Annotated in this window: 18 protein-coding genes; 7 read left to right on the top strand and 11 right to left on the bottom strand. The window is 62.4% G+C overall.

Annotated features, from left to right (window positions below):
* The coding region (locus P0D71_RS26905) for a S1C family serine protease (RefSeq protein WP_408482968.1) at positions 1-875 on the top strand (875 nt) is incomplete at its 5' end.
* A gap of 119 nt (positions 876-994) precedes the next feature.
* On the opposite strand, the gene ggt is transcribed toward P0D71_RS26905, so the two are convergent.
* The 6 genes from ggt to P0D71_RS26935 all read right to left on the bottom strand — a co-directional run bounded on the left by ggt (position 995) and on the right by P0D71_RS26935 (position 7,905).
* Positions 995-2,728 carry a gamma-glutamyltransferase gene (gene ggt, locus P0D71_RS26910; protein WP_091806693.1) on the bottom strand — a complete coding sequence of 578 codons (1,734 nt, stop codon included), beginning with the start codon at positions 2,726-2,728 and terminating at the stop codon, positions 995-997.
* Between the two features lie 220 nt (positions 2,729-2,948).
* Entirely contained in the window at positions 2,949-4,352 is a 1,404-nt protein-coding gene (locus P0D71_RS26915; protein WP_408482971.1) for an MFS transporter, read from the bottom strand.
* A gap of 234 nt (positions 4,353-4,586) precedes the next feature.
* Positions 4,587-5,351 carry a phosphocholine cytidylyltransferase family protein gene (locus P0D71_RS26920; protein ID WP_408482973.1) on the bottom strand — a complete coding sequence of 255 codons (765 nt, stop codon included), beginning with the start codon at positions 5,349-5,351 and terminating at the stop codon, positions 4,587-4,589.
* A 27-nt stretch (positions 5,352-5,378) separates the two neighbouring features.
* Complete coding sequence (locus P0D71_RS26925; RefSeq protein ID WP_408293762.1) at positions 5,379-6,398, bottom strand: flippase-like domain-containing protein; 1,020 nt, start codon at positions 6,396-6,398, stop codon at positions 5,379-5,381.
* Positions 6,395-7,207 carry a HalD/BesD family halogenase gene (locus P0D71_RS26930; RefSeq protein WP_091806681.1) on the bottom strand — a complete coding sequence of 271 codons (813 nt, stop codon included), beginning with the start codon at positions 7,205-7,207 and terminating at the stop codon, positions 6,395-6,397. Before P0D71_RS26930 ends, P0D71_RS26925 begins: the two co-directional genes overlap by 4 nt.
* A complete protein-coding gene (locus P0D71_RS26935; protein WP_408482975.1) occupies positions 7,204-7,905 on the bottom strand; it encodes a CDP-alcohol phosphatidyltransferase family protein in 702 nt (233 codons plus the stop codon). Before P0D71_RS26935 ends, P0D71_RS26930 begins: the two co-directional genes overlap by 4 nt.
* A gap of 237 nt (positions 7,906-8,142) precedes the next feature.
* Here P0D71_RS26935 and P0D71_RS26940 point away from each other — a divergent pair, with 237 nt between their 5' ends.
* Complete coding sequence (locus tag P0D71_RS26940) at positions 8,143-8,577, top strand: hypothetical protein (protein ID WP_091806675.1); 435 nt, start codon at positions 8,143-8,145, stop codon at positions 8,575-8,577.
* 252 nt (positions 8,578-8,829) lie between these two features.
* On the opposite strand, the gene P0D71_RS26945 is transcribed toward P0D71_RS26940, so the two are convergent.
* Positions 8,830-10,782, bottom strand: coding sequence for a PhoX family protein (locus P0D71_RS26945; protein WP_408482977.1), 1,953 nt, complete (start codon positions 10,780-10,782; stop codon positions 8,830-8,832).
* A 208-nt stretch (positions 10,783-10,990) separates the two neighbouring features.
* Positions 10,991-11,527, bottom strand: coding sequence for a hypothetical protein (locus P0D71_RS26950; RefSeq protein ID WP_091806669.1), 537 nt, complete (start codon positions 11,525-11,527; stop codon positions 10,991-10,993).
* Positions 11,528-12,152: 625 nt separating this feature from the next.
* Here P0D71_RS26950 and P0D71_RS26955 point away from each other — a divergent pair.
* The 3 genes from P0D71_RS26955 (at position 12,153) to P0D71_RS26965 (ending at position 14,620) form a co-directional block, all read left to right on the top strand.
* A complete protein-coding gene (locus tag P0D71_RS26955; protein ID WP_091806666.1) occupies positions 12,153-13,304 on the top strand; it encodes a porin in 1,152 nt (383 codons plus the stop codon).
* A 190-nt stretch (positions 13,305-13,494) separates the two neighbouring features.
* Positions 13,495-13,965, top strand: coding sequence for a hypothetical protein (locus P0D71_RS26960; RefSeq protein ID WP_091806663.1), 471 nt, complete (start codon positions 13,495-13,497; stop codon positions 13,963-13,965).
* Positions 13,966-14,104: 139 nt separating this feature from the next.
* Positions 14,105-14,620: a metal-dependent hydrolase gene (locus P0D71_RS26965; protein ID WP_091806661.1), complete on the top strand. Its 516-nt coding sequence runs from the start codon at positions 14,105-14,107 to the stop codon at positions 14,618-14,620.
* Positions 14,621-14,623: 3 nt separating this feature from the next.
* Here the strand turns inward: P0D71_RS26965 and P0D71_RS26970 are convergent, their stop codons facing one another.
* The 3 genes from P0D71_RS26970 to P0D71_RS26980 form a co-directional block, all read right to left on the bottom strand.
* Positions 14,624-15,445 (bottom strand): AraC family transcriptional regulator, encoded by an 822-nt coding sequence (locus tag P0D71_RS26970; protein WP_091806659.1) that lies wholly within the window; start codon positions 15,443-15,445, stop codon positions 14,624-14,626.
* A gap of 71 nt (positions 15,446-15,516) precedes the next feature.
* Positions 15,517-16,443 (bottom strand): serine O-acetyltransferase EpsC, encoded by a 927-nt coding sequence (gene epsC, locus P0D71_RS26975; protein ID WP_091806657.1) that lies wholly within the window; start codon positions 16,441-16,443, stop codon positions 15,517-15,519.
* A gap of 161 nt (positions 16,444-16,604) precedes the next feature.
* Positions 16,605-16,838: a hypothetical protein gene (locus P0D71_RS26980; RefSeq protein WP_091806656.1), complete on the bottom strand. Its 234-nt coding sequence runs from the start codon at positions 16,836-16,838 to the stop codon at positions 16,605-16,607.
* 312 nt (positions 16,839-17,150) lie between these two features.
* Between P0D71_RS26980 and P0D71_RS26985 the strand changes: the two genes are divergently transcribed.
* A complete protein-coding gene (locus tag P0D71_RS26985) occupies positions 17,151-17,603 on the top strand; it encodes a DUF3005 domain-containing protein (protein ID WP_408483070.1) in 453 nt (150 codons plus the stop codon).
* 219 nt (positions 17,604-17,822) lie between these two features.
* Positions 17,823-18,428, top strand: coding sequence for a short chain dehydrogenase (locus P0D71_RS26990; RefSeq protein ID WP_408482979.1), 606 nt, complete (start codon positions 17,823-17,825; stop codon positions 18,426-18,428).
* Positions 18,429-18,474 lie beyond the last annotated feature (46 nt).

Here is an 18,474-nt window from a genome sequence, read left to right on the forward strand (position 1 = left end):
GGGGGCGCGCCCACCCGGCTGTTCCGCGCCCCCCCGCCTACTCCAGGGGCGGCACAGGCTCGGGCTTTCTGTTCACACCCGACGGTTATCTGCTCACCAATAGCCACGTCGTACACGGCGCCACCCACATCGAGGTGACGCTTGCCGACGGCGCGAAATTCGACGCCGATCTGGTCGGCGACGATCCCGGCAGCGATCTGGCCGTCTTGCGGATCGGCTCTCCCGAGCCGTTGCCGCACGTCGAACTCGGCGAGTCGTCGAAGCTGCGCGTCGGGCAGATCGCGATAGCGGTCGGCAATCCACTCGGCCTCGCGCAAACCGTCACGACCGGCGTGGTCTCGGCGCTCGGCCGCTCACTGCGTTCGAACTCGGGTCGCATGATCTACGACGTGATCCAGACCGACGCAGCGCTCAATCCCGGCAATTCGGGCGGGCCGCTGATCAATTCCGCGGGTCAGGTGATCGGCGTGAATACCGCGATCATCCCCGGCGCGCAGGCGATCTGTTTTGCCACGGCGATCGACACCGCCAAGTGGGTCATCATGCAGATCTTCGCGCATGGCCGCGTGCGGCGGGCGTACATCGGCGTGGCCGGCACCACCACGCCGCTGTCGCGCCGTGTGCAGCGCTATTTCGGCCTGAACTCGGAAAGCGGCGTGCACGTCATGGAGATCGTCAAAGGCAGCCCGGCCGCGCTCGGCGGTTTGCGCACGGACGATACGATCATTGCGATCGATACGCAGACCGTGCAGGACGTGGACAGCCTGCAGCGCACACTCGATGCATCGCGTATCGACAGACCCGTCAAAGTGACGGTATTGCGCGGCGCGCAGCGGCTCGAATTAACGCTGACACCGGTCGAGCAGGCTGGCTGATGCAAGGGCACTGGGCGCACCCGCGAAGCAAAAAAGCCTCGCGTTCGATTGAACGCGAGGCTTTCCATTAGCGGCGATGCATCTTAGGAAATGCAGCGCCCGACTCCCTGCAACAACGCTTACTGAATAACACGCGTCACACCACGCCCGCGTGGATCGGCTGCGGCTTCCGGCGTATCGCCGTTGACCTTGATCGCCTGGATATCGCCGCTGAAGTCCTGCCCCTCCAGTTTGTAGCCCTTGGCTTCGATCTGCCTGGCCAGTTCACCATCGATCGGCTTGTACGGCTCCCAGAAGATCGTATTCGGCGGCAACAGTTGATGATGAAAGCGCATTGCGGCAACGGCCTGCTGCAGCGGCATGTTGTAGTCGTAGACGTTGTTGATCACCTGGAAGATCGACGTGAAGATGCGCGAGCCGCCCGGTGTGCCGATCACGAGCGAGACCTTGCCGTCCTTCGTGAGAATGGTCGGACTCATCGAGGAGAGCGGCCGCTTCTTCGGTTCGATCGAGTTCGCGTCGCTGCCCACTACGCCGAACATATTCGCGACGCCCGGTTTTGCGGAGAAGTCGTCCATCTCGTCGTTCAGCACGATGCCCGTGCGGTCCGCCACCACGCCCGAACCAAAATAGCCGTTGATGGTGTACGTATTCGACACGGCGTTACCCCACTTGTCGATCACCGAGAAGTGCGTGGTTTCCGCTTTCTCCGGCATCGACGTGCCGAGGCCGGGCTGCACGCTCTTCGTGTCCGAAGGCGCATTCGGATTCACTTCGGCGGCGCGTTTGGCGATATACGCGTCGTCGGTCAGTTGAGCGACGGGCACTTTGTAGAAGTCAGGGTCGCCGAGATACTGCGCACGGTCGGCGAACACGCGCTTTTCGATCTCCGCGATCAGATGCACGTATTGCGCGGAATTCAGCGTGACGTCCTTGAAGTCGGGCGCAATGTCGGCCTTCATCTTCAGCAATTGCACGAGGCCGATGCCGCCCGAACTCGGAGGCGGCGCCGTGTAGACGCGATAGCCATTCCAGTCGGCCTGAATCGGTTCACGCCATACTGCTTTGTACTGCTGCAGATCGGCCTTGGTGATAAGACCGTGACCGCGCATGGACGCCGCGATCAGATCCGCCGTCTTGCCCTGATAGAAGTCTTTGGCGCCTTGATCGGAAATACGCTGCAATACAGCGGCGAGATCCGGTTGCTTGAAGTTGACGCCCTGCTTCAGATTGCCGAAGTAAGTATCGAAGTTGGTCTTGCCGGCGAAGTCTTTCGCGGCATCGTCGCGGCGTTCCTGCAGTTGCTGGCTGACCTCGAAACCATCGCGCGCGTAGTGGATGGCGGGCGCAAGCACCTGCTTCCACGTGAGCTTGCCGAAGCGGCGCTGCGCCTGCCACATGCCGTCGACGGTGCCCGGCACACCCACCGCGCGGTAGCCGAACAGGCTCATGCCTTTGATGACCTCGCCCTTGTCGTCGAGATACATGTTTTTGGTCGCGGCGAGCGGAGCACGCTCGCGATAGTCGAGAAAATACGGCTTGCCGTCGACGTAGAGCGTCATGAACCCGCCGCCGCCGATGTTGCCCGCTTCCGGATACGTCACGGCGAGCGTAAAGGCAATCGCGACCGCTGCGTCGACGGCATTGCCGCCTTCCTTGAAGATCTGCTCGGCAGCATCGGCGCTGAACTTGTCGGCCACCGCGATCGCAGAGGCGGTGAGTACGGCGGGCTGGGCTTTCGCAGGCGGCTTCGCGAGTGCGGGCGTGGCCTCCAGAAAACCGGTCGAGACAGAAACGAGCGTGACCAGCGCGAATCCGCTGACCGACGATTTAACATTGTGGAACAACCTCATTGCCAATCCCCCAAGACGACCTTCGACTAATGATTACAAACATTGCCTTGGGCTTTTACCATGTGAACCGCTCGCTTGCGAAGCCGCTAGTTATCGTAGGGTCGATATAGCGGCACGCAAAGAAGTCGGTTTGGTCGCGCGGAGAATCGCCGCTCGAAACGCCCTGGACAGGCGTGGTCAGCAAAACGCATGCCGCGGCAATGCGCAACATGCGTTCTGCTTATGCGCGGCCGCGACTGCCGCGCGTAATCTCGTCGCCGGCGCCATGCGGCAGCCGCGCAGTGATGGGAATCGACATGAGCGAGAACAGGCCGACCACGAGAAAAGCCGGCCAGAAATCGGAGAACACGATGGCGGAATGACCCTGCACGTTATGCGAAATTTGCAGCACGATGCCCGCGATCGTCACGCCGAGGCCCAGTGAAATCTGCTGGATGACGCTCGCCACGCTCGTCGCGCGCCCCACGTCGCGACTGGGAATGTCCGCATAGGCCAAGGTATTGAGCGACGTGAATTGCAGAGAGGGAAAGAAGCCGCCGAACAGCACGACACCCCAGATCAGCCAGTGCGGCGTGCCGGGAAAAAACAGACCGTATACGGCAATGGCAAGACCCGCGCAAACCGCGTTGAACATTAGTACAGTGCGGAAACCAAACCGCCCGAGAATGCGCGACGCTGCAGCTTTCATGAAAATCGAGCCGAACGCGGACGCGCACGTGATCGACCCTGACTTGAACGCGGTCATGCCCAAGCCTTCCTGCAAGGCAAGCGGCAGCAGAAACGGCACAGCCCCGAAACCGATGCGAAACAGCGAGCCGCCCACCACGCTCGCGTGAAAGCTCGGAATGCGCAACAGCCGCAGATCGAGCACGGGCAATTCGACACGGCTCGCGTACAGCGCGTAAAGCAACAGCAACACCACGCCGACCACGCACATGCCGACCGACACCGTGTTCGACACCAGCTCGCCGCCCACCAGCGAAAGCCCAAGCATGAACAGCGACGCGCCGCTCGCGGACAAAGCGAAGCCGGTCCAGTCGAGCCGGCCGGGATGCGCCTCGCGCACGTTGGCGATGTGTTTGTTCGCCAGCCAGATCCCCAGCAGTCCAATTGGAATGTTGATGAAGAAGATGAGACGCCAATGCAGATAGGTGGTGATGAAACCGCCCAGCGGCGGCCCGACCACGGGTCCGAGCAAAGCCGGCACGGTCAGATAGTTGACCGCGCGAATGAAGTCGGATTTCGGCACGGAACGGAAAATGATGATGCGGCCCACCGGCACCATCATCGCGCCGCCAATGCCTTGCACGAAGCGCGCGACCACAAAGGTGCCGAGCGAGGTGGAGGCCGCGCACATCAGCGAGCCGGCCATGAAAATGCCAATGGCCGTGCGAAACACCGTGCGCGAACCGAAGCGGTCAGCCACCCAGCCGCAGATAGGAATGAAGACGCCGAGGCCGATGACATACGCGGTCACGGCCAGCTTGAGAGTAATGGGATCCTGGCCGAGATCGCGCGCCAGAACGGGCAGCGACGTCACGATGACCGTGCCGTCCACGTTTTCCATGAACATCGCACACGCGACGATCAGCGGAACAATGAAAGTGCCTAAAGCAAGAGGCATTGGCAGGACGACGGGTTGCAACGCCGTCGGTGTAAAGCGTCGATTATGGCATCGCATCGGCAACAGATGTTGTTGCGCAAGGTGTTTTCGTATGCATGCGCGCGCGATGGTTGAGCGCGCAACGAAGCAGCGGACGAGGCGAAACCGCGAGGGATAAGCGCAAAAAAGCTTGGGCCGGCATTCAGCCGGCCCAAGCTCGGATACTTCAGTGTCGACGACAATGCGCCGGAAAACTTAGCGCGACGCGCTCACCAGCGGCTGCAATTGCGGCAGGATCTCGGTGCTCGCGCGAGCCACGTCGTTCGGGAAGTCGATTTCGATCCACGGCGCGCCGGTCACGTCGGCGGTATGGAACACCTGGCTGCGCTCCAGCAGCAGGTCGCGCACCGCCTCTTCGTGCGGCATGTTGGCCCGGCCGCTATCCACATAGCCGGCCACGATTTGCGCGAAGCGTTGCGCGGTTTCCTGACGGAAGCGGAAGAACCCGACCGACTCGCCGATGGCGTCGTACTCCAGATTCACGGCGAGCTGCTTGCGCAGTTCGACCGGCACGTCGTCTTTCAGGCACAGCTTGACCGGCTCGTCGCCGGCTTCGAAATCGCGGTCGATCAACAGGCGGTTCACCGTCTCGCCCGCTACCAGCGCGCTCAGAATGCGCTCGTCGTAAAGCACGTCGGCGTCCATCAACAGCACGTCGCCGCCGCGCGTGAGCGCCTCGGCCACCGTGTGTACCGTCAGCACGCTGCCCAGGTCGTAACGCGTGTTCAGCACGGTCTCGACTTTATGCGGCCAGTTGATGCGCTCCAGTTCCGCCTGCACCGATTCCGGCTGAAAGCCGAGCGCCAGCACAACTTCGGTCACGCCGGCGTTTTCGAGCATTTGCAGATGCCGTTCGAGCAGGCTCACGCCGTCGAATTGCAGCAGGCACTTCGGGAACTGAGCTTGTGGCGGTTGCTGGAGTCGCAGGCCGAGGCCCGCTGCGAGGATGATGGCACGCATGCGCGGTCCTTTGAAAAAATACGGAGATTAATCGACAGCGGGCACGCGCCCCAAGGCGCGGCGCCGTTGCCAGCTTCTTTCGCTGAAGTGCAAAACCAGCAGACCCGGCAAGCCTAGCAGGATTTCGCGCGCGCGCTTGGCGAGCGACAGCGCCAACGCCGCGTCTGGCGGCAAACCGACCAGTGGCGCGAGCAACAGGTAGCCGCCCTCCTGCACGCCGAGCGAGCCGGGAATCATGAATGCGGCGCCGCGAATGGCTTGCCCCAGACTTTCGAGCAACAGTGCGTCGACCCAGTCGACCGGATGGCCGAGAAAGCGCAGCGCGAGCCACACTTCCACCGTGCCGACGATCCAGCCCACGAGACTCATGGCGAAGCTCGCCGCCACGCGGCCGCGTTCGCGGTACATGGCCTGTACGGCGGCGTCGACGGCTTCGGCCCGCGTCATCAACGACGACCAGTCGCGCTTGCCGAACACCTTCGAGACCACGCCGAGCAGCCGGCCGAACAGACCACGCCGCTGCGCATAGTAAAACCCGACGATCATCGCGCCCAGCACGCCGGTGGCGATCAGCGTGGCCGTTTGCAGGTCGTGCAGCGCGCCGTGCGCCGCATAAGCGCCGAACAGCAGCAGGCCGCCCAGCGCGAAGACGATTTGCGCGAGCGCCTGCGCGGTCGTGCTGACGGTGATCGCGGCGGCCGCGTCGCGCATGCGCATGCCACGCTGGGACAATTGCCGCACCATGACCACCGGCCCGCCGATCTGGCCGGCCGGCAACAGGCTATTCACCGATTCGCCGATCCAGCGCGCGAACATCGCGTCGCGCAACGACAGATCGTGATGCACGCCGTCGCGACGGCGTTGGAACAGCACCGAGATCGCGCCGGCGTCGAGAACGAGCGGTACGAGGTGAAAGGCCGCGACGAGCGCGAGCCCCCAGCCGGCGGTAAGCAGCGTCGAGGCGACCGAGCCGAAACCCTGCCACGCGAGCAAGCCGACAAACAACGCCGTCCCGATCGACAGCAGAATCAGGGCCGCGCGGCTCATGCGTGATCCTTCCCGCGCTGGGTCATCTGACGAAAAACCTGGCGGAAACCGAAGTACGCAATCGCGTCCTTCATGTTCGAGATGAAGCGACGCCACGGCCGCATGTTGGGGTCCGTCACGTACTCGAACGTGAGCGACACGCGCATTTCGTTCGGGCCGGCGGGCGTGATGCGGTGGCGCAGCTTGTCGCCGTCGAAAAACACGAGGCCGCCCGGCGGGATCTGCACCGAACCCGGTTGATCCGCGACATTGGGATTGCGCGTGTGCAGTTCGTAGTCGAGCCGGCACGACGATTCGTCGATCACGCCAAGCAGCAGCGTGTAGCGGCGGCCGTCATAGTACGAAGTATCGTAGTGCCAGCCGATGTGGTCGCCTGGCCGGGTGTAGTAGTACAGCGCGTAGGCATGCGGATCGTCGGCAGGCGAAACCTGCAGCTTGTCGCCGCTCAGTTGCTCGAGCCAGCCGATCAATTCCTTCGAGCGGTACAGCTCGGCAATGAACGGCGCGAGGCGGTCGATCGTATGACGGCTGACGCTGCCGCCCTGCTTATGCCCCGGCAAATAGTTGCGGTTCACTTCGTCGAGCAGCGATCGGGCGCTGTGGACGAGCTGCGCCGTGACTTCGGGCGCGAGGAAGTCTTCCAGATAAAGGAACGCGTCCTGGTCGGCAAAATCCTTGCGCAGACGCGAGTTGTCGAACGTGCGCGTGCGGCTCGCGACCGCACGATCGGCATTCGGTGCGGGCGACGCAGCCGGCGAACCTTCTACGGGCACAGGCGCAATCACGTCGTCTTCGGCGTGCATACTCATTCGCTGGCCCACATTTCACTGGTTTCGGAAGCGTCGGCTTTAACGGACGCCGGGCGGGCGGCACGGCGCGCCACACGCCAGTAGTCGACCACCACCCAGGCGGCGAAGAGCGGCGCGCCGATCGACGCCACCACGACGAAGGGCATGACGACGCTCGTCAGCGTGACGATAGGCAGCAGATACAACACGTCTTCGGTTTCGAAACCGCCGACGGACGCCTGCTTCGTGCCCGCCTTGCCGGCCATCTCCTCGATGCGCATGCGCAGGAAAAAGATCAGCGCGATCGCCACGCCGGCCACGGCGCCGAGCACACCCGGGGCAACGTTCAGTGCGCCGATGCGCGTGGCGCCCGCCCCGACGCCCATGCCGACGAACAGCATGACGGTCACGAGCGCGTCGCAAGCGAGGTCGTAAAAATGACCGATCCGGCTCGACTTGCCGCCGATGCGCGCGAGTTCGCCATCCGTATGGTCAACGAAGTTCGACAGCACGATCAGCAAGGCGCCTGCGTTGACCCACGCAAACTCGCCGTGAGCGAGGCACAGCGCGCCTGCCAGCCCGATCAAGAGGCGCAGCGTGGTCAGATGATTGGGCGTGACCCACGTGTTCACAAGCGGAGTCACGAGCCGGCGAGCGAGCCGCGCGTCCCATGTTCTGGGCGGCGGAACGGTAGTTGGAGTTTGGGGTCGCGAATTCATAACCCGGAAATATATACGGGATCGAAAAAGATTGCTTTCTTCGTGTACGTTTCTCGACGCTTCAATCGTTGCCGACGGGTGCCAGCCGCGAAGCAAGATTTGCCGAATCGCGATAAAGTGCAAGGCAGTTGCGCCTGCCACGCGGGAACATTTCGATGCGCAAGCTCTCTCCGGGTCTCGACATCGCGCCCGCCCGTTGCGAACACACTACATCGAATCGGGACGCCGCCCACGCTTATGAAACGCTTTCTTTCGTCTGTACTCCTTGCTCTGGGCGCCGCCGCGCTGCCACTCGTCAGCTACGCCACCGCGCTCGACGCACCGCTCTCCTGTAACGAAAGCGGTCATCAGTTCATTGCCGACCTCGCGCAGCAACAGATGATCGATCCGAAGCCCACGCGCGTGGAAAGCAATTCGATCAACGCTTTCTCGCCCGTGTCGGGCGCGGATCTGACCGCATACGGCTTTCATGTGTTCGCGGTGGTCGGATACGAAAAAGACGACCCGATGTTCCGCGTCGGCGACGGCGAGCCCGTCGCCCGTTCGGCCTATGGCGTCGTGGTGGTCGGCAGCGAGGCCAAGGTGCAGAAAGCGGTGGCCGGCTCGGGCAGCACGGCGATCGTGCATCGCGTAGCGCCGCTCATTACCGCGATTTTCTGCAAGCGGAGTTGAGGCGGGGCGGCTAGGCATGTCGGGTGGAATGGCCAATAGGCGGATAGAAAGCCGACGCACCACCCGTTACAACGACGGCAGATGGATTTTCCGCGGCCTGCCAGGGCGTCTATCTGCCTCCTGTCCAACAGGGCCCAGCCGTGCTGGTCCACTGCATGAGCCAGCCAAGGAGAAACCGCAAATTATCGCGAGATTCCCCTTTGCTGACTCCTCAGCCGGATGGCCTAAGACAGGCCGTCCCGTCTCACAACGTTACAACTTGATCGCCGCCGGGTCCGCTGTCAGATACCCCACCGTCGCGCCGAAGCGGTCCTTGTAGTTCGCCCGCACGAGCGGGTCGAGCGTCGATTTGACCTTGTCGTGCAACGGACTTTCCCAGTCGCCGACGTGCTGGAAGTTGCTCATCACATAAGTCCAGCCGTTGATTTCGTCGACGGCGTGCAGGCCTGTCGACTCGGCGCCCGCCGGGCAAGACAGCACGCGCGCGAGCATCTTCGTATCGACGTTGTACGCCCACAGGAAGTTGTTTACGTGCAGGCCGCTGTCCTCGCCGATAAAGAGCGTGCGCAGCTTTTCCGAGAACTTGAGATTGTCCGGGTTCGCAATGCGCTCCGGATTCGCGGTGTTGCCGAGCGCGTCGGGTGTCGACAGATCCTCGCCGACCAGCGCCGCGGGCGCCGCCATGTCCACCGGCACCCATTCGCTGTTGATCGCGCCACCGCTGCGGTCACGCTGGCCGCCCTTCATATTCAGCGCGTAGACCGCGCCGGCGTTGATCGTCTTGTCGACGGCCACGTCGGTGGAAGCGGCATTGCCGCGCACCATCGACTTCTCGATACGCGACATCGCCGAATACAGCACCTTGTCCTTGATATTGACCGTCGTGCCCTCGAGCTTCGTGAAACCCATGCTGCCGCCGGCCAGCGCCGCATAGCGATGCGTTTCGAGAAAGGTCGCCGCCTGCGTCATGCCGGGCTTGATGCGCACCCAGTTGAAGGTGCCGTTGTAGTTGATCTTCGTGTAGGTCGGATCGAGCGGGTCTTTGGTCGCGACGTCCATGATGTCGCTCGCGCGCAGCCGGTTGGCAAGCGCCTCGATTTCGTCGCTGGTCGCATGACCCAGGTTGATCCACGACAGCGTCGCCGCGCCCGCACCGCTCGCGGACACCTGGGTCCACTTCGCGACGTACAGCGTACCCGCCGACAGATCGGCTTCGCGATCCGCGATGAACATGAACAGGCCGCCGTTGGTCGCGTCGTCGCCCATCAGGACGGTGCGCTTGTCCGGCATCACCTGAATCAGTTCGTGCGAGATACGGCCGAGGCAATAGTGCTTCCTGATCGTGCCGGTGCCATCCGGATTGACGGTCACTTCCGGCAAATGGCCATAGTGATAAGGGTTCGCGGTCGTTTCGTCGCCATACAGACTGCGGCTGAAGCCCTTGAACTGGCTGTTTGTGGCAATCGTGGTGGCGTCCGGCTCGTATTCTTCGCTCGACAGATGCGTGTTCCACGGCGACAGGCTCGCGCCGCAGGTAATCCACAAACCATGTGCCTTCGACGTATCCACGTTGGAATAGCCCGCGAGCGTGAGCTTGCCGGTGGCCGGGTCCTGATCGAGCGTCAGCACGGCGATCGGCGACGGCAGCTGGCCGTACATCGACACCAGACTCTGATCGCGCGTCGTGTATTCGAACTGCACGACGGCGAACACGGCGTTGCCCTTGAGACCTTTCACCGTCGGATTGTCGAGACGGATCAGCGAGCTGCCGTCCGGGCAATCCGAGTAGAACTGCCGCTCCTTGCCCGCAACCGACTTATCGATGATCGGTTGATTGTTGATGTCGAAATAGCCGCCCGCCAGGATCGTCCCACCCTTGATGTTCGGCACGCTGTCGCCGGTCACAAAGAACGGCTGGTACGCGAGCTTGAACGTGCGGCTGCTGCCGTCGCTCAGTTGCACCGTCAAGGTCGAGGCGACCGTGGTCTTCGCCATCGCGGCCGGATCGGCCAGGGTCGGCGCGGCCATGCTGGCGAACGCCGCGGAGACGAAGTTGGCGGCCGGTTTGACCGGCGTCGCCAGATCGTCGCTGCCCCCGCAAGCGGTCAGCATCGAGGCCGTGGCAAGCCCGCCGAGCGGCAGCATCGGCACGCCCGCGATGAGTTTCAGGGCCTTGCGGCGGGAAAGGTCGAACGGCTCTGCCATGTTGTAGTGATCCAGTGTTTGGGTAGCGTGGGTGAATGCACAGCCGGCACGCACTCAGACCCAAACCACATGGTTCACGCTCGCGCCGCTATGACGCGAGGATTCTATGAAGTGAATGTGAAAGTATATTGACAGGCTTCGGTAATGTTCATTTAGCCTTTTGTCAGCCACCCGGCTCACCCAATCCGCTCTCACGCGCGACCGGTTTCTAACCCGGCCGGCGAAACTCGTTCTCGACCCACGCCGCGGCGCTCGCCTTGCTGAGCTTGAAATTGGGCGCGACCTGCACTTGCGCGAGCTGTTCGCCGAAGGTGTCGAGCGCGGTCAGCACGGCGTACGGTTCGTCTTCGTCGGGAACGATGTCGAGCGTGATGTCGAGTTCGTCGTTGCCATCCGCGCTCGCCACCCGCACTTCTTTATGCAGCTGCGCGCGCAGTTGCTGCTCATGGCGGCGCAGCACTTCAGACGCCGTCTTGACCAGCGTGTTGAACGCGGACGTGTCCAGCGGCTTCGGATCTTTCTTGTTGCGGCCCATCGTCCACGGTCCGACGAGGGCGGGTTCCGCTTCGCCGTCCTTGATCATTTCGACGGCCCAGCCTTCGTCGTCTTCATTCTTGATGACGCGCGCGGTCCAACCGTCGTCGCGCCACAGGCGTGCTTCGTGCACGGTTTCGCCCAGTTCGGACGAGCCTTCCGTCGTGAAATCTTCAGGGGAGTCGGACGATGGAAGGGGTGTATCGGTCATTGCAGGTTCACTCACGTTCGCGGGGCGGAAACATTCTCAGGCACGCAATTCTACCCGCCTCACACACGGCGAACGCCGCCCCCTGACGAACGGACAAGCCGGGACCATGCAATCGCCAATGGCAATCGTCAATGCCGCTATTCGCGGAAGCTATAAGCCGATTATAAAAGCCATAAAAAAACGCGGCCCTTGAGCCGCGTATTAAAAGATGAAAAAGACACCCTTGGTCAAGGGGTGAGCCGAATTGTATAACCCTAATTCACGAGGATAGAGCGCATGAAATGGAAGAGTACGTTGCGGAAAACAGAATAAATCCCAATGTATCTCTAAATAAAGCCAACCCTTGCTGCTCATGGTCTGCGACGTGGCGTCGCAGTCTGACAACATCTTTGGTATTGACATGGGCAGAGTGCATTTCTCACCAGACATATTTCTTCTTTATTTATCCGCACTTATCCAATTAACAGCCATCTATTACGAATTTCAAAACTAATTGTTGTGTCATTTGCAATTTAAGATAGGAATAACGGGACTACACTTCGCCCCGGATCGTCAGGCAGCCGGCGTAATCGGCGGTAAGCACTGGGATGCGATTCTCTACGCACTGTTTCGGAGCTATCTAACCATGAAAAAAACCCTCATCGCAGCAGGCCTCCTGGGCGCGGTTGCCATCACCGCCCACGCGCAGAGCAGCGTGACGTTGTACGGCACGCTGGACGCCGGTATCGTGTACTCGAACAACCAGGGCGGCCACAGCAACTGGCAACAAGGCAGCGGCGTGGCATCGGACACGTACTTCGGCCTGCGCGGCAATGAAGATCTGGGCGGCGGTCTGCACGCCATCTTCACGTTGGAAAGCGGCTTCAACCTGAACAACGGCAAGTACTCGGAAAACAACACGATGTTCAATCGCCAGGCCTTCGTCGGTCTGCAGAGCGATAAGTACGGCGCGCTGACGCTTGGCCGTCAATACGACTCCGTGGTCGACTACCTGGCACCGCTGTCCGCAGCCGGCGCGGGTTACGGCAACAACCTCGCGGCTCACCCGCTCGACAACGACAATCTGGACAACTCGTTCTCGATCAAGAATGCCGTGAAGTACACGAGCGCGAATTACGCGGGCCTCAAGTTCGGCGGCCTGTACGGCTTCAGCAACGCGTCCGGCGAGTTCTCGAACAACCGCGCATGGAGCGTGGGTGCTTCCTACGACAACGGTCCGCTGAGCTTTGCCGCGGCTTACCTGCAATTGAACAAGTCGGGCAGCTCGAACCTGAGCGGCGCCGTGTCGCAAGGCGACGGAACCGCAGCAGTCGCGGCCGATCTGCAACGCACGTACGGTGCGGGCATCAACTATACGTACGGCCCGGCGACGGTCGGCTTCGTCTACACGCACACGCAACTGGACGGCATCAGCGGCGTGGACGTCGGTGGCACGACCTTGCCTGGCGTCGCAGGCACCAACCTGCATATGGACAACTACGAAGTGAACGGCCGCTATGCACTGACGCCGGCACTGAGCCTTGCGGCGTCGTACACGTTCACCGACGGCAAGATGTCTGGCTCGAACGGCTCGGGCGATCCGAAGTGGCACACGGTGTCGCTGCAAGGCGACTACGCGCTGAGCAAACGCACCGACGTGTACGTGGAAGGCGTGTACCAGCATGCCTCGGGCGAGCTCGGCAACTTCGGCTCGAACGTCGCGGCGATCAACACGCTGGCGCCCTCGTCGACCGGTAATCAGGTGGCGGCGGCAGTCGGCCTGCGTCACCGCTTCTAAGCCTTTTCAGTGGTCTGTGCGCAGCGAGTCTACCGATTCGCTGCGCAGTCAACCCGCGCGTGACACGATCACGTCGCGGGTTTTTTCATGGCCTTACGTTTGGACACAATGCAGGCGGCTATGACTAGTGACGGCGCGCGCGCCCGGTGGGTATACTGAGCCCGGCTGCCTTCCTTACCGTCACACCTGCGTGTCGTTGCGGCTGAACGGCAGCTTCGTCGCGAAGCATCACGTCGCGTTCAATCGCACTGCGCTTCGCCCGCGCCCCAAGTTCCCGCATACGACCGGGGACGCCGACGACCGGACCATGAAAAGACTTCTCCTGCTTGTCCCCGCTGCTGCCACGCTTGCTGTTCTGGCCGGCTGCGGCTCATCCAGCGGCCCCGCCCGCGACGCGTCCCTGCCGATGATCTACGTGTCTTCATCACGCGCTCCTGCCGACATAGCCGATTGCCTTGAAAGCCGTTTGTCACGCATGCGTACGTCGCGCGTGGGCGGCACTACGGAGATCGCGGTCGGCTCGGATTCGAACAATTCGTATTTCGTCACGCTGACGCCGTCGCACGCAGGATCCGTCATCAAGGTGATGCATCCGGCGAACGCTCCGGACGATCCACCGGAACCGGAAATGCGCTTCGACATTGCACGCTGCGCGACCTGAGCTTCGGTCACACGCGCACGTCTCGAACGCCACGCCGATACGCGATTTTTTTAACTCGCGTGTCGGCTATTTTTTTATCCGCGCATCTGCGAACATAGCCGCCCTTTGTCTTTTACGCGGCGCTGCGCCGCGAGTCTCGATGGCATCCAGCAAGGCACATCACGCTACCGGTTTTGCAGCCGGCGTCATCGCGGCGGCGATCGTCGCGCGCATCGGCGGCGGCGGTTCATTTCATCTTGGGGTGCTGTTGAGTTTCATCACCGGCGTGGCCGGGAGTACGGCGCCGGACTGGCTCGAAGTGGCGTGGTGGTCGCGCGCCCGGCGTTTGTGGATCACGCATCGCACGCTCACGCATTGGGGCGTGGGATGGCTCGCGTTGCTCGCCGTGTCGTACCACTGGCTCGGGCATTCGGTCTATGCCGCGCCGGCGTTCGGATTCGCCTGCGGCGGCCTGATGCATCTGTTTGCCGATTGGCCGAATCCGCTAGGCGTGCCCTGGGTCGCCGGCAGGCATTCGTTGAATCTTTGGAATAGCGGGCACTGCGATCTGATCGTGGTGGCGGCTTCGTGGGCGGCGGCGTGGTTTGTCGGGCAGCACGTCTGGTTGCACGGCGTACATGGGGTTTCTCTGCTGCAGCATTTGAGAATCGGATAAACGTCAGCGCAACGCTGCGGCGAAGTTCGCGGGCGTCACGCCGAGCAGGCGCACAAACGCTCGCGTCATGTGACTCTGATCGGCAAAGCCCGCTGCGGCCGCTGCATCGGCAAGCGCCGCGCCCTGCGCGATGCAGTGCCTCGCGAGTGCCACGCGACGCTGCATTCGGTACGCGTGCGGCGGCAGCCCCGTCTCATGGGCGAAGCCTCGCAACAACTGGAATCGGCTCATGCCGGCATCGGCCGCGAGATCGGCCAGCGTGAGCGGAGAGGATGGATCGTCGTCGATGCGTGCTTTCGCGCGCGCAATCGGCCCCCATGCGTCAGTCGACCGTGCGCGTGCGGGCTGCGTGGCATGCACGCGAACCAGATGGCCGAACAGGTCGAGCAACGCCTCCTCGCGCATCAGCTCGTCCTGCACGGATCGCGCTTCCACCGCGACGGCGAAGAGCCGCTCGAACCAACGCTTCAGCAAGGGATCGTGCGCCACCGGCTGCGTGAGTTCGATTTCGCGCGCCGCCGTGCCCGTCAGTTCGGCCGCGGCGCCGATGAGCATGGCCGGTTCGAAATACAACATGCGCCATGCGCGCCCGCGCTCGTCGAGCGGACTGCCGTCGTGGACTTCGCCGGGGTTGACCATGATCGCGTCGTTGGCTCGCGCTTCGACGAGGCCGCGTCCGCTCGCCGACCGATGCCCGCCGCTGACGATCACGCCAACGCCGAAGCGGTCGTGCGAATGACGTGGAAACGCATGCGCCGTTTCAGCGACCGTCGCTTCGACGCCCGCAATCGCGCAGCGAGGCATGTGAACGCGGCCGCGCGGCATGGTCGCTTCTCAGCCGCTAACGTGAAGTTCGCGCGTCAGGGCACGCCAAGGCTCGCCAGCCGGGCCGCGTATCACTGCCGCCCCTCGTCGGTCCGCTCGCCTTCGCGAATCTTGCCTTGGGACACGCTGCTGCCTGGCGGCACGCTGTGCGTGAGCCACACGTTGCCGCCGATCACCGAGCCACGCCCGATCGTCACGCGCCCGAGGATCGTCGCGCCGGCATAAATCACCACGTCGTCCTCGACGATCGGATGGCGTGCATTACCCTTGATCAACGTGCCGTCGAGGTCCGCGGCGAAACTCTTCGCACCTAGGGTCACTGCCTGATACACCCGCACGCGTTCGCCGATGATCGCGGTCTCACCGATCACGACACCCGTACCGTGGTCGATAAAGAAACTCGGCCCGATCGTCGCGCCCGGGTGAATGTCGATGCCGGTTGCCGAGTGCGCGATCTCGTTGATGAACCGTGCCAGCAGCGGCACACCCAGGCGATGCAACGCGTGGGCGAGCCGATGATGTGTCATCGCCCACACGCCCGGATAGCAGAGCAGAATTTCGGTGATGTGCTGTGCAGCCGGATCGCCGGTGAAAGCTGCCTGTATGTCGCTGACCAGCAGCGCGCGAATGCCTGGCAATTGCGTGCCGAATTCACGCGCCACGTCGAACGCACGCGCTTGCAGATCCGCATCCGGTGTTTCGCCGAACTCGGGCAAGAACCGCAAGGCGCGGCGAATCTGTTCCGCGAGCAGCCGCAACGTGCTTTCAAGCGTGTGGCCGACGTAGTAGTCGACGGTTTCGTCAGTCAGATCAGGCGCGCCGTAATGCGTGGGAAAGAGCGCGGCGCGCAGGCCGGCGACGATGTTGACGACCGCTTCGCGCGAAGGCAGTTCGCGAATGCCGAGCGGATGCCGCGTGCGATGCAATTCTTCACGCGACGCGCGCAGGTCCGCGACGATCTGTTCGAGGCCCCAGTTCTGGGAAGGCACGTTAGGCATAAAGGACAGCGCCGTGCGATGAGCACGGTTCGAAGTGATTATGCCAAGAGATTACCGCGTTTTCCCGCGGCTCGCGCAGCACCGCGCGGGCGCGAGCACGACACGCGGGTCATGAGATACGGCCCATGACGTGCAGGTGCAGGTGCAGGCGCAGGCGCTGCTCAGATGGTCACGCTGCTCGCATCGATCCAGCGCACTGCCCAATCGCGCGCATGGGCAATGGCGCCCGCTTCGTCGGGAAAGCGCAAGTCGGTGGGGAAGAAACGATTAGCGACCAGTTCGCCGTCGCTCGAACGGGAGATGACCACGTAAGGTTGCCAAGTACCATCTCCCGCGCGCGCAGGCGCGCAATTCAACAAATAGCCGCGATGTGTGAATGCAGCATCGAAGTGCATGTGTCACCCGCCCTGACGGCCCCGTAGAATGTTTTGAGTAGCGCGCAGACGGGCTGCCGACTGTGAAAAAACAGCCGTGCCCTGTGTCGTGAATTTAACCGCGCTTCGCTCGTCGGAGTAAGATCATACTCTGTAGAAAATACGCGTCCATTAAAAAAAACGAAAAGAATAGCAGACGCAATCGCCAGCGGAATACCCTGTCACGCCACTGCGGCAAAAGCGCGGTGCGTGCGCAAGTAAATGAGGGTTTGTGCGAGGCGGAACGGGTTTTGCTGCACGTCACACCATGTCCTCTTTAAAGGAGAATGCATGATGAACAGCGATATCAACAAGCCAGCAGATTCGACTCAACCCGCGGCCAGCAGCGGCACGAACTCGACGGAACTGCACAACGACCGCACACATGACAGCACCGTCGACACCGACGGCAAGAATCTCGAAGCCGCGCGCATAGCAGGCCACAGCCCGATCTCGCCCGACGAGATCACCACCAGCAATGCCACCCTTTCGAACAGCGTGCCCGAGGCGCACGACGGTATGGCCGGCTTTGACAGCCGGGTTGGCGGCAATCATCTGCTGCTCGCGCTCGAGCCGGGCTATACGGTCATCGACAAAGGCATGGTCGAGCCCCAGGGCGCGTATTCGGCGGATCATCAATTCGACGATCCGCGCCCGGTCGGCAGCCGTCAGGAACGCGGCCGCATTCATTACGCGCTGAATCATCTGCGGCCTACCCGGCTGATCGAATTACATCGGGTGAAATAAAACATTCGCGTTGCGTCTCTATTTATCGTCGCCGTTTGAATTTCGACGGCGGCCCCGATTAATCCGTATATTGCGAAGCGCGCATCGTTTGATTCACGATGCGCGCTTTTTACTGTGATTAGAAACTCCGGGTTGCAGGACCTGCGCGCTGGCGAGTCTTTTTCCCTCTGACGAGTGTCGGCACAATCGACAGGACGTTAACCCTCAACGGAGCATGAGATGAAAAAAATCGTCGTGATCGGCGCCACGGGCACGTTGGGCCAGGCAGTCAGCGCAGAACTGAAGGCGCGCCATGAGGTGATCGAAGTCGGCGCGACGCGCGGCCAATATCAGGTCGACAGCACCGACCCGGCGAGCGTCGAGCGGCTCTTTCGCGAGATCGGCAAAGTGGACGGCGTCGTCACCACGACCGGCAAAGTGCATTTCGGTCCGCTGCCCGACATGAGCGTCGAACAGTTCTGGGTCGGGTTGCGCGACAAGCTGATGGGGCAGATCAACGTGGTGCTCGCCGCCCAGCAATATGTGAACGACGGCGGCTCGTTCACGCTGACGAGCGGCATCATCGGCGACGAGCCGATTCTGCAGGGCGCGAGCGCGACCACCATGAATCTGGCACTCGAAGGTTTCGTGCGCGGCGCGGCGATCGAATTACCTCGTGCCATTCGCATCAACGTGGTGAGCCCGACCGTGCTCACGGAAGCGATGGACGCTTATGCGCCCTACTTCCGCGGCTTCGAGCCGGTTACGGCGCAACGTGCGGCGATGGCCTATCTGCGCAGTGTGGAAGGCGCGCAAACCGGCCGCGTGTATCGCGTGGGATATTGACGCAAGGATTCGCGCGAGGCGGCCCGGCCGTATCGCGCGCCCCTCT

It is taken from the genome of Paraburkholderia sp. RL17-383-BIF-A (assembly GCF_046028015.1).
GTDB lineage: Bacteria > Pseudomonadota > Gammaproteobacteria > Burkholderiales > Burkholderiaceae > Paraburkholderia.

What these genes read in the sequence shown, in the direction of transcription:
- P0D71_RS26940 (WP_091806675.1), top strand. Translation starts at nt 8,143, where the DNA reads ATGAAACGCTTTCTTTCGTCTGTACTCCTTGCTCTGGGCGCCGCCGCG.
- P0D71_RS26945 (WP_408482977.1), bottom strand. Translation starts at nt 10,782, where the DNA reads ATGGCAGAGCCGTTCGACCTTTCCCGCCGCAAGGCCCTGAAACTCATC.
- P0D71_RS26985 (WP_408483070.1), top strand. Translation starts at nt 17,151, where the DNA reads ATGAACAGCGATATCAACAAGCCAGCAGATTCGACTCAACCCGCGGCC.
- ggt (WP_091806693.1), bottom strand. Translation starts at nt 2,728, where the DNA reads ATGAGGTTGTTCCACAATGTTAAATCGTCGGTCAGCGGATTCGCGCTG.
- P0D71_RS26990 (WP_408482979.1), top strand. Translation starts at nt 17,823, where the DNA reads ATGAAAAAAATCGTCGTGATCGGCGCCACGGGCACGTTGGGCCAGGCA.
- P0D71_RS26925 (WP_408293762.1), bottom strand. Translation starts at nt 6,398, where the DNA reads ATGAGCCGCGCGGCCCTGATTCTGCTGTCGATCGGGACGGCGTTGTTT.
- P0D71_RS26935 (WP_408482975.1), bottom strand. Translation starts at nt 7,905, where the DNA reads ATGAATTCGCGACCCCAAACTCCAACTACCGTTCCGCCGCCCAGAACA.
- P0D71_RS26965 (WP_091806661.1), top strand. Translation starts at nt 14,105, where the DNA reads ATGGCATCCAGCAAGGCACATCACGCTACCGGTTTTGCAGCCGGCGTC.
- P0D71_RS26970 (WP_091806659.1), bottom strand. Translation starts at nt 15,445, where the DNA reads ATGCCGCGCGGCCGCGTTCACATGCCTCGCTGCGCGATTGCGGGCGTC.
- P0D71_RS26915 (WP_408482971.1), bottom strand. Translation starts at nt 4,352, where the DNA reads ATGCCTCTTGCTTTAGGCACTTTCATTGTTCCGCTGATCGTCGCGTGT.
- P0D71_RS26980 (WP_091806656.1), bottom strand. Translation starts at nt 16,838, where the DNA reads ATGCACTTCGATGCTGCATTCACACATCGCGGCTATTTGTTGAATTGC.
- P0D71_RS26955 (WP_091806666.1), top strand. Translation starts at nt 12,153, where the DNA reads ATGAAAAAAACCCTCATCGCAGCAGGCCTCCTGGGCGCGGTTGCCATC.
- P0D71_RS26920 (WP_408482973.1), bottom strand. Translation starts at nt 5,351, where the DNA reads ATGCGTGCCATCATCCTCGCAGCGGGCCTCGGCCTGCGACTCCAGCAA.
- P0D71_RS26930 (WP_091806681.1), bottom strand. Translation starts at nt 7,207, where the DNA reads ATGAGTATGCACGCCGAAGACGACGTGATTGCGCCTGTGCCCGTAGAA.
- P0D71_RS26950 (WP_091806669.1), bottom strand. Translation starts at nt 11,527, where the DNA reads ATGACCGATACACCCCTTCCATCGTCCGACTCCCCTGAAGATTTCACG.
- epsC (WP_091806657.1), bottom strand. Translation starts at nt 16,443, where the DNA reads ATGCCTAACGTGCCTTCCCAGAACTGGGGCCTCGAACAGATCGTCGCG.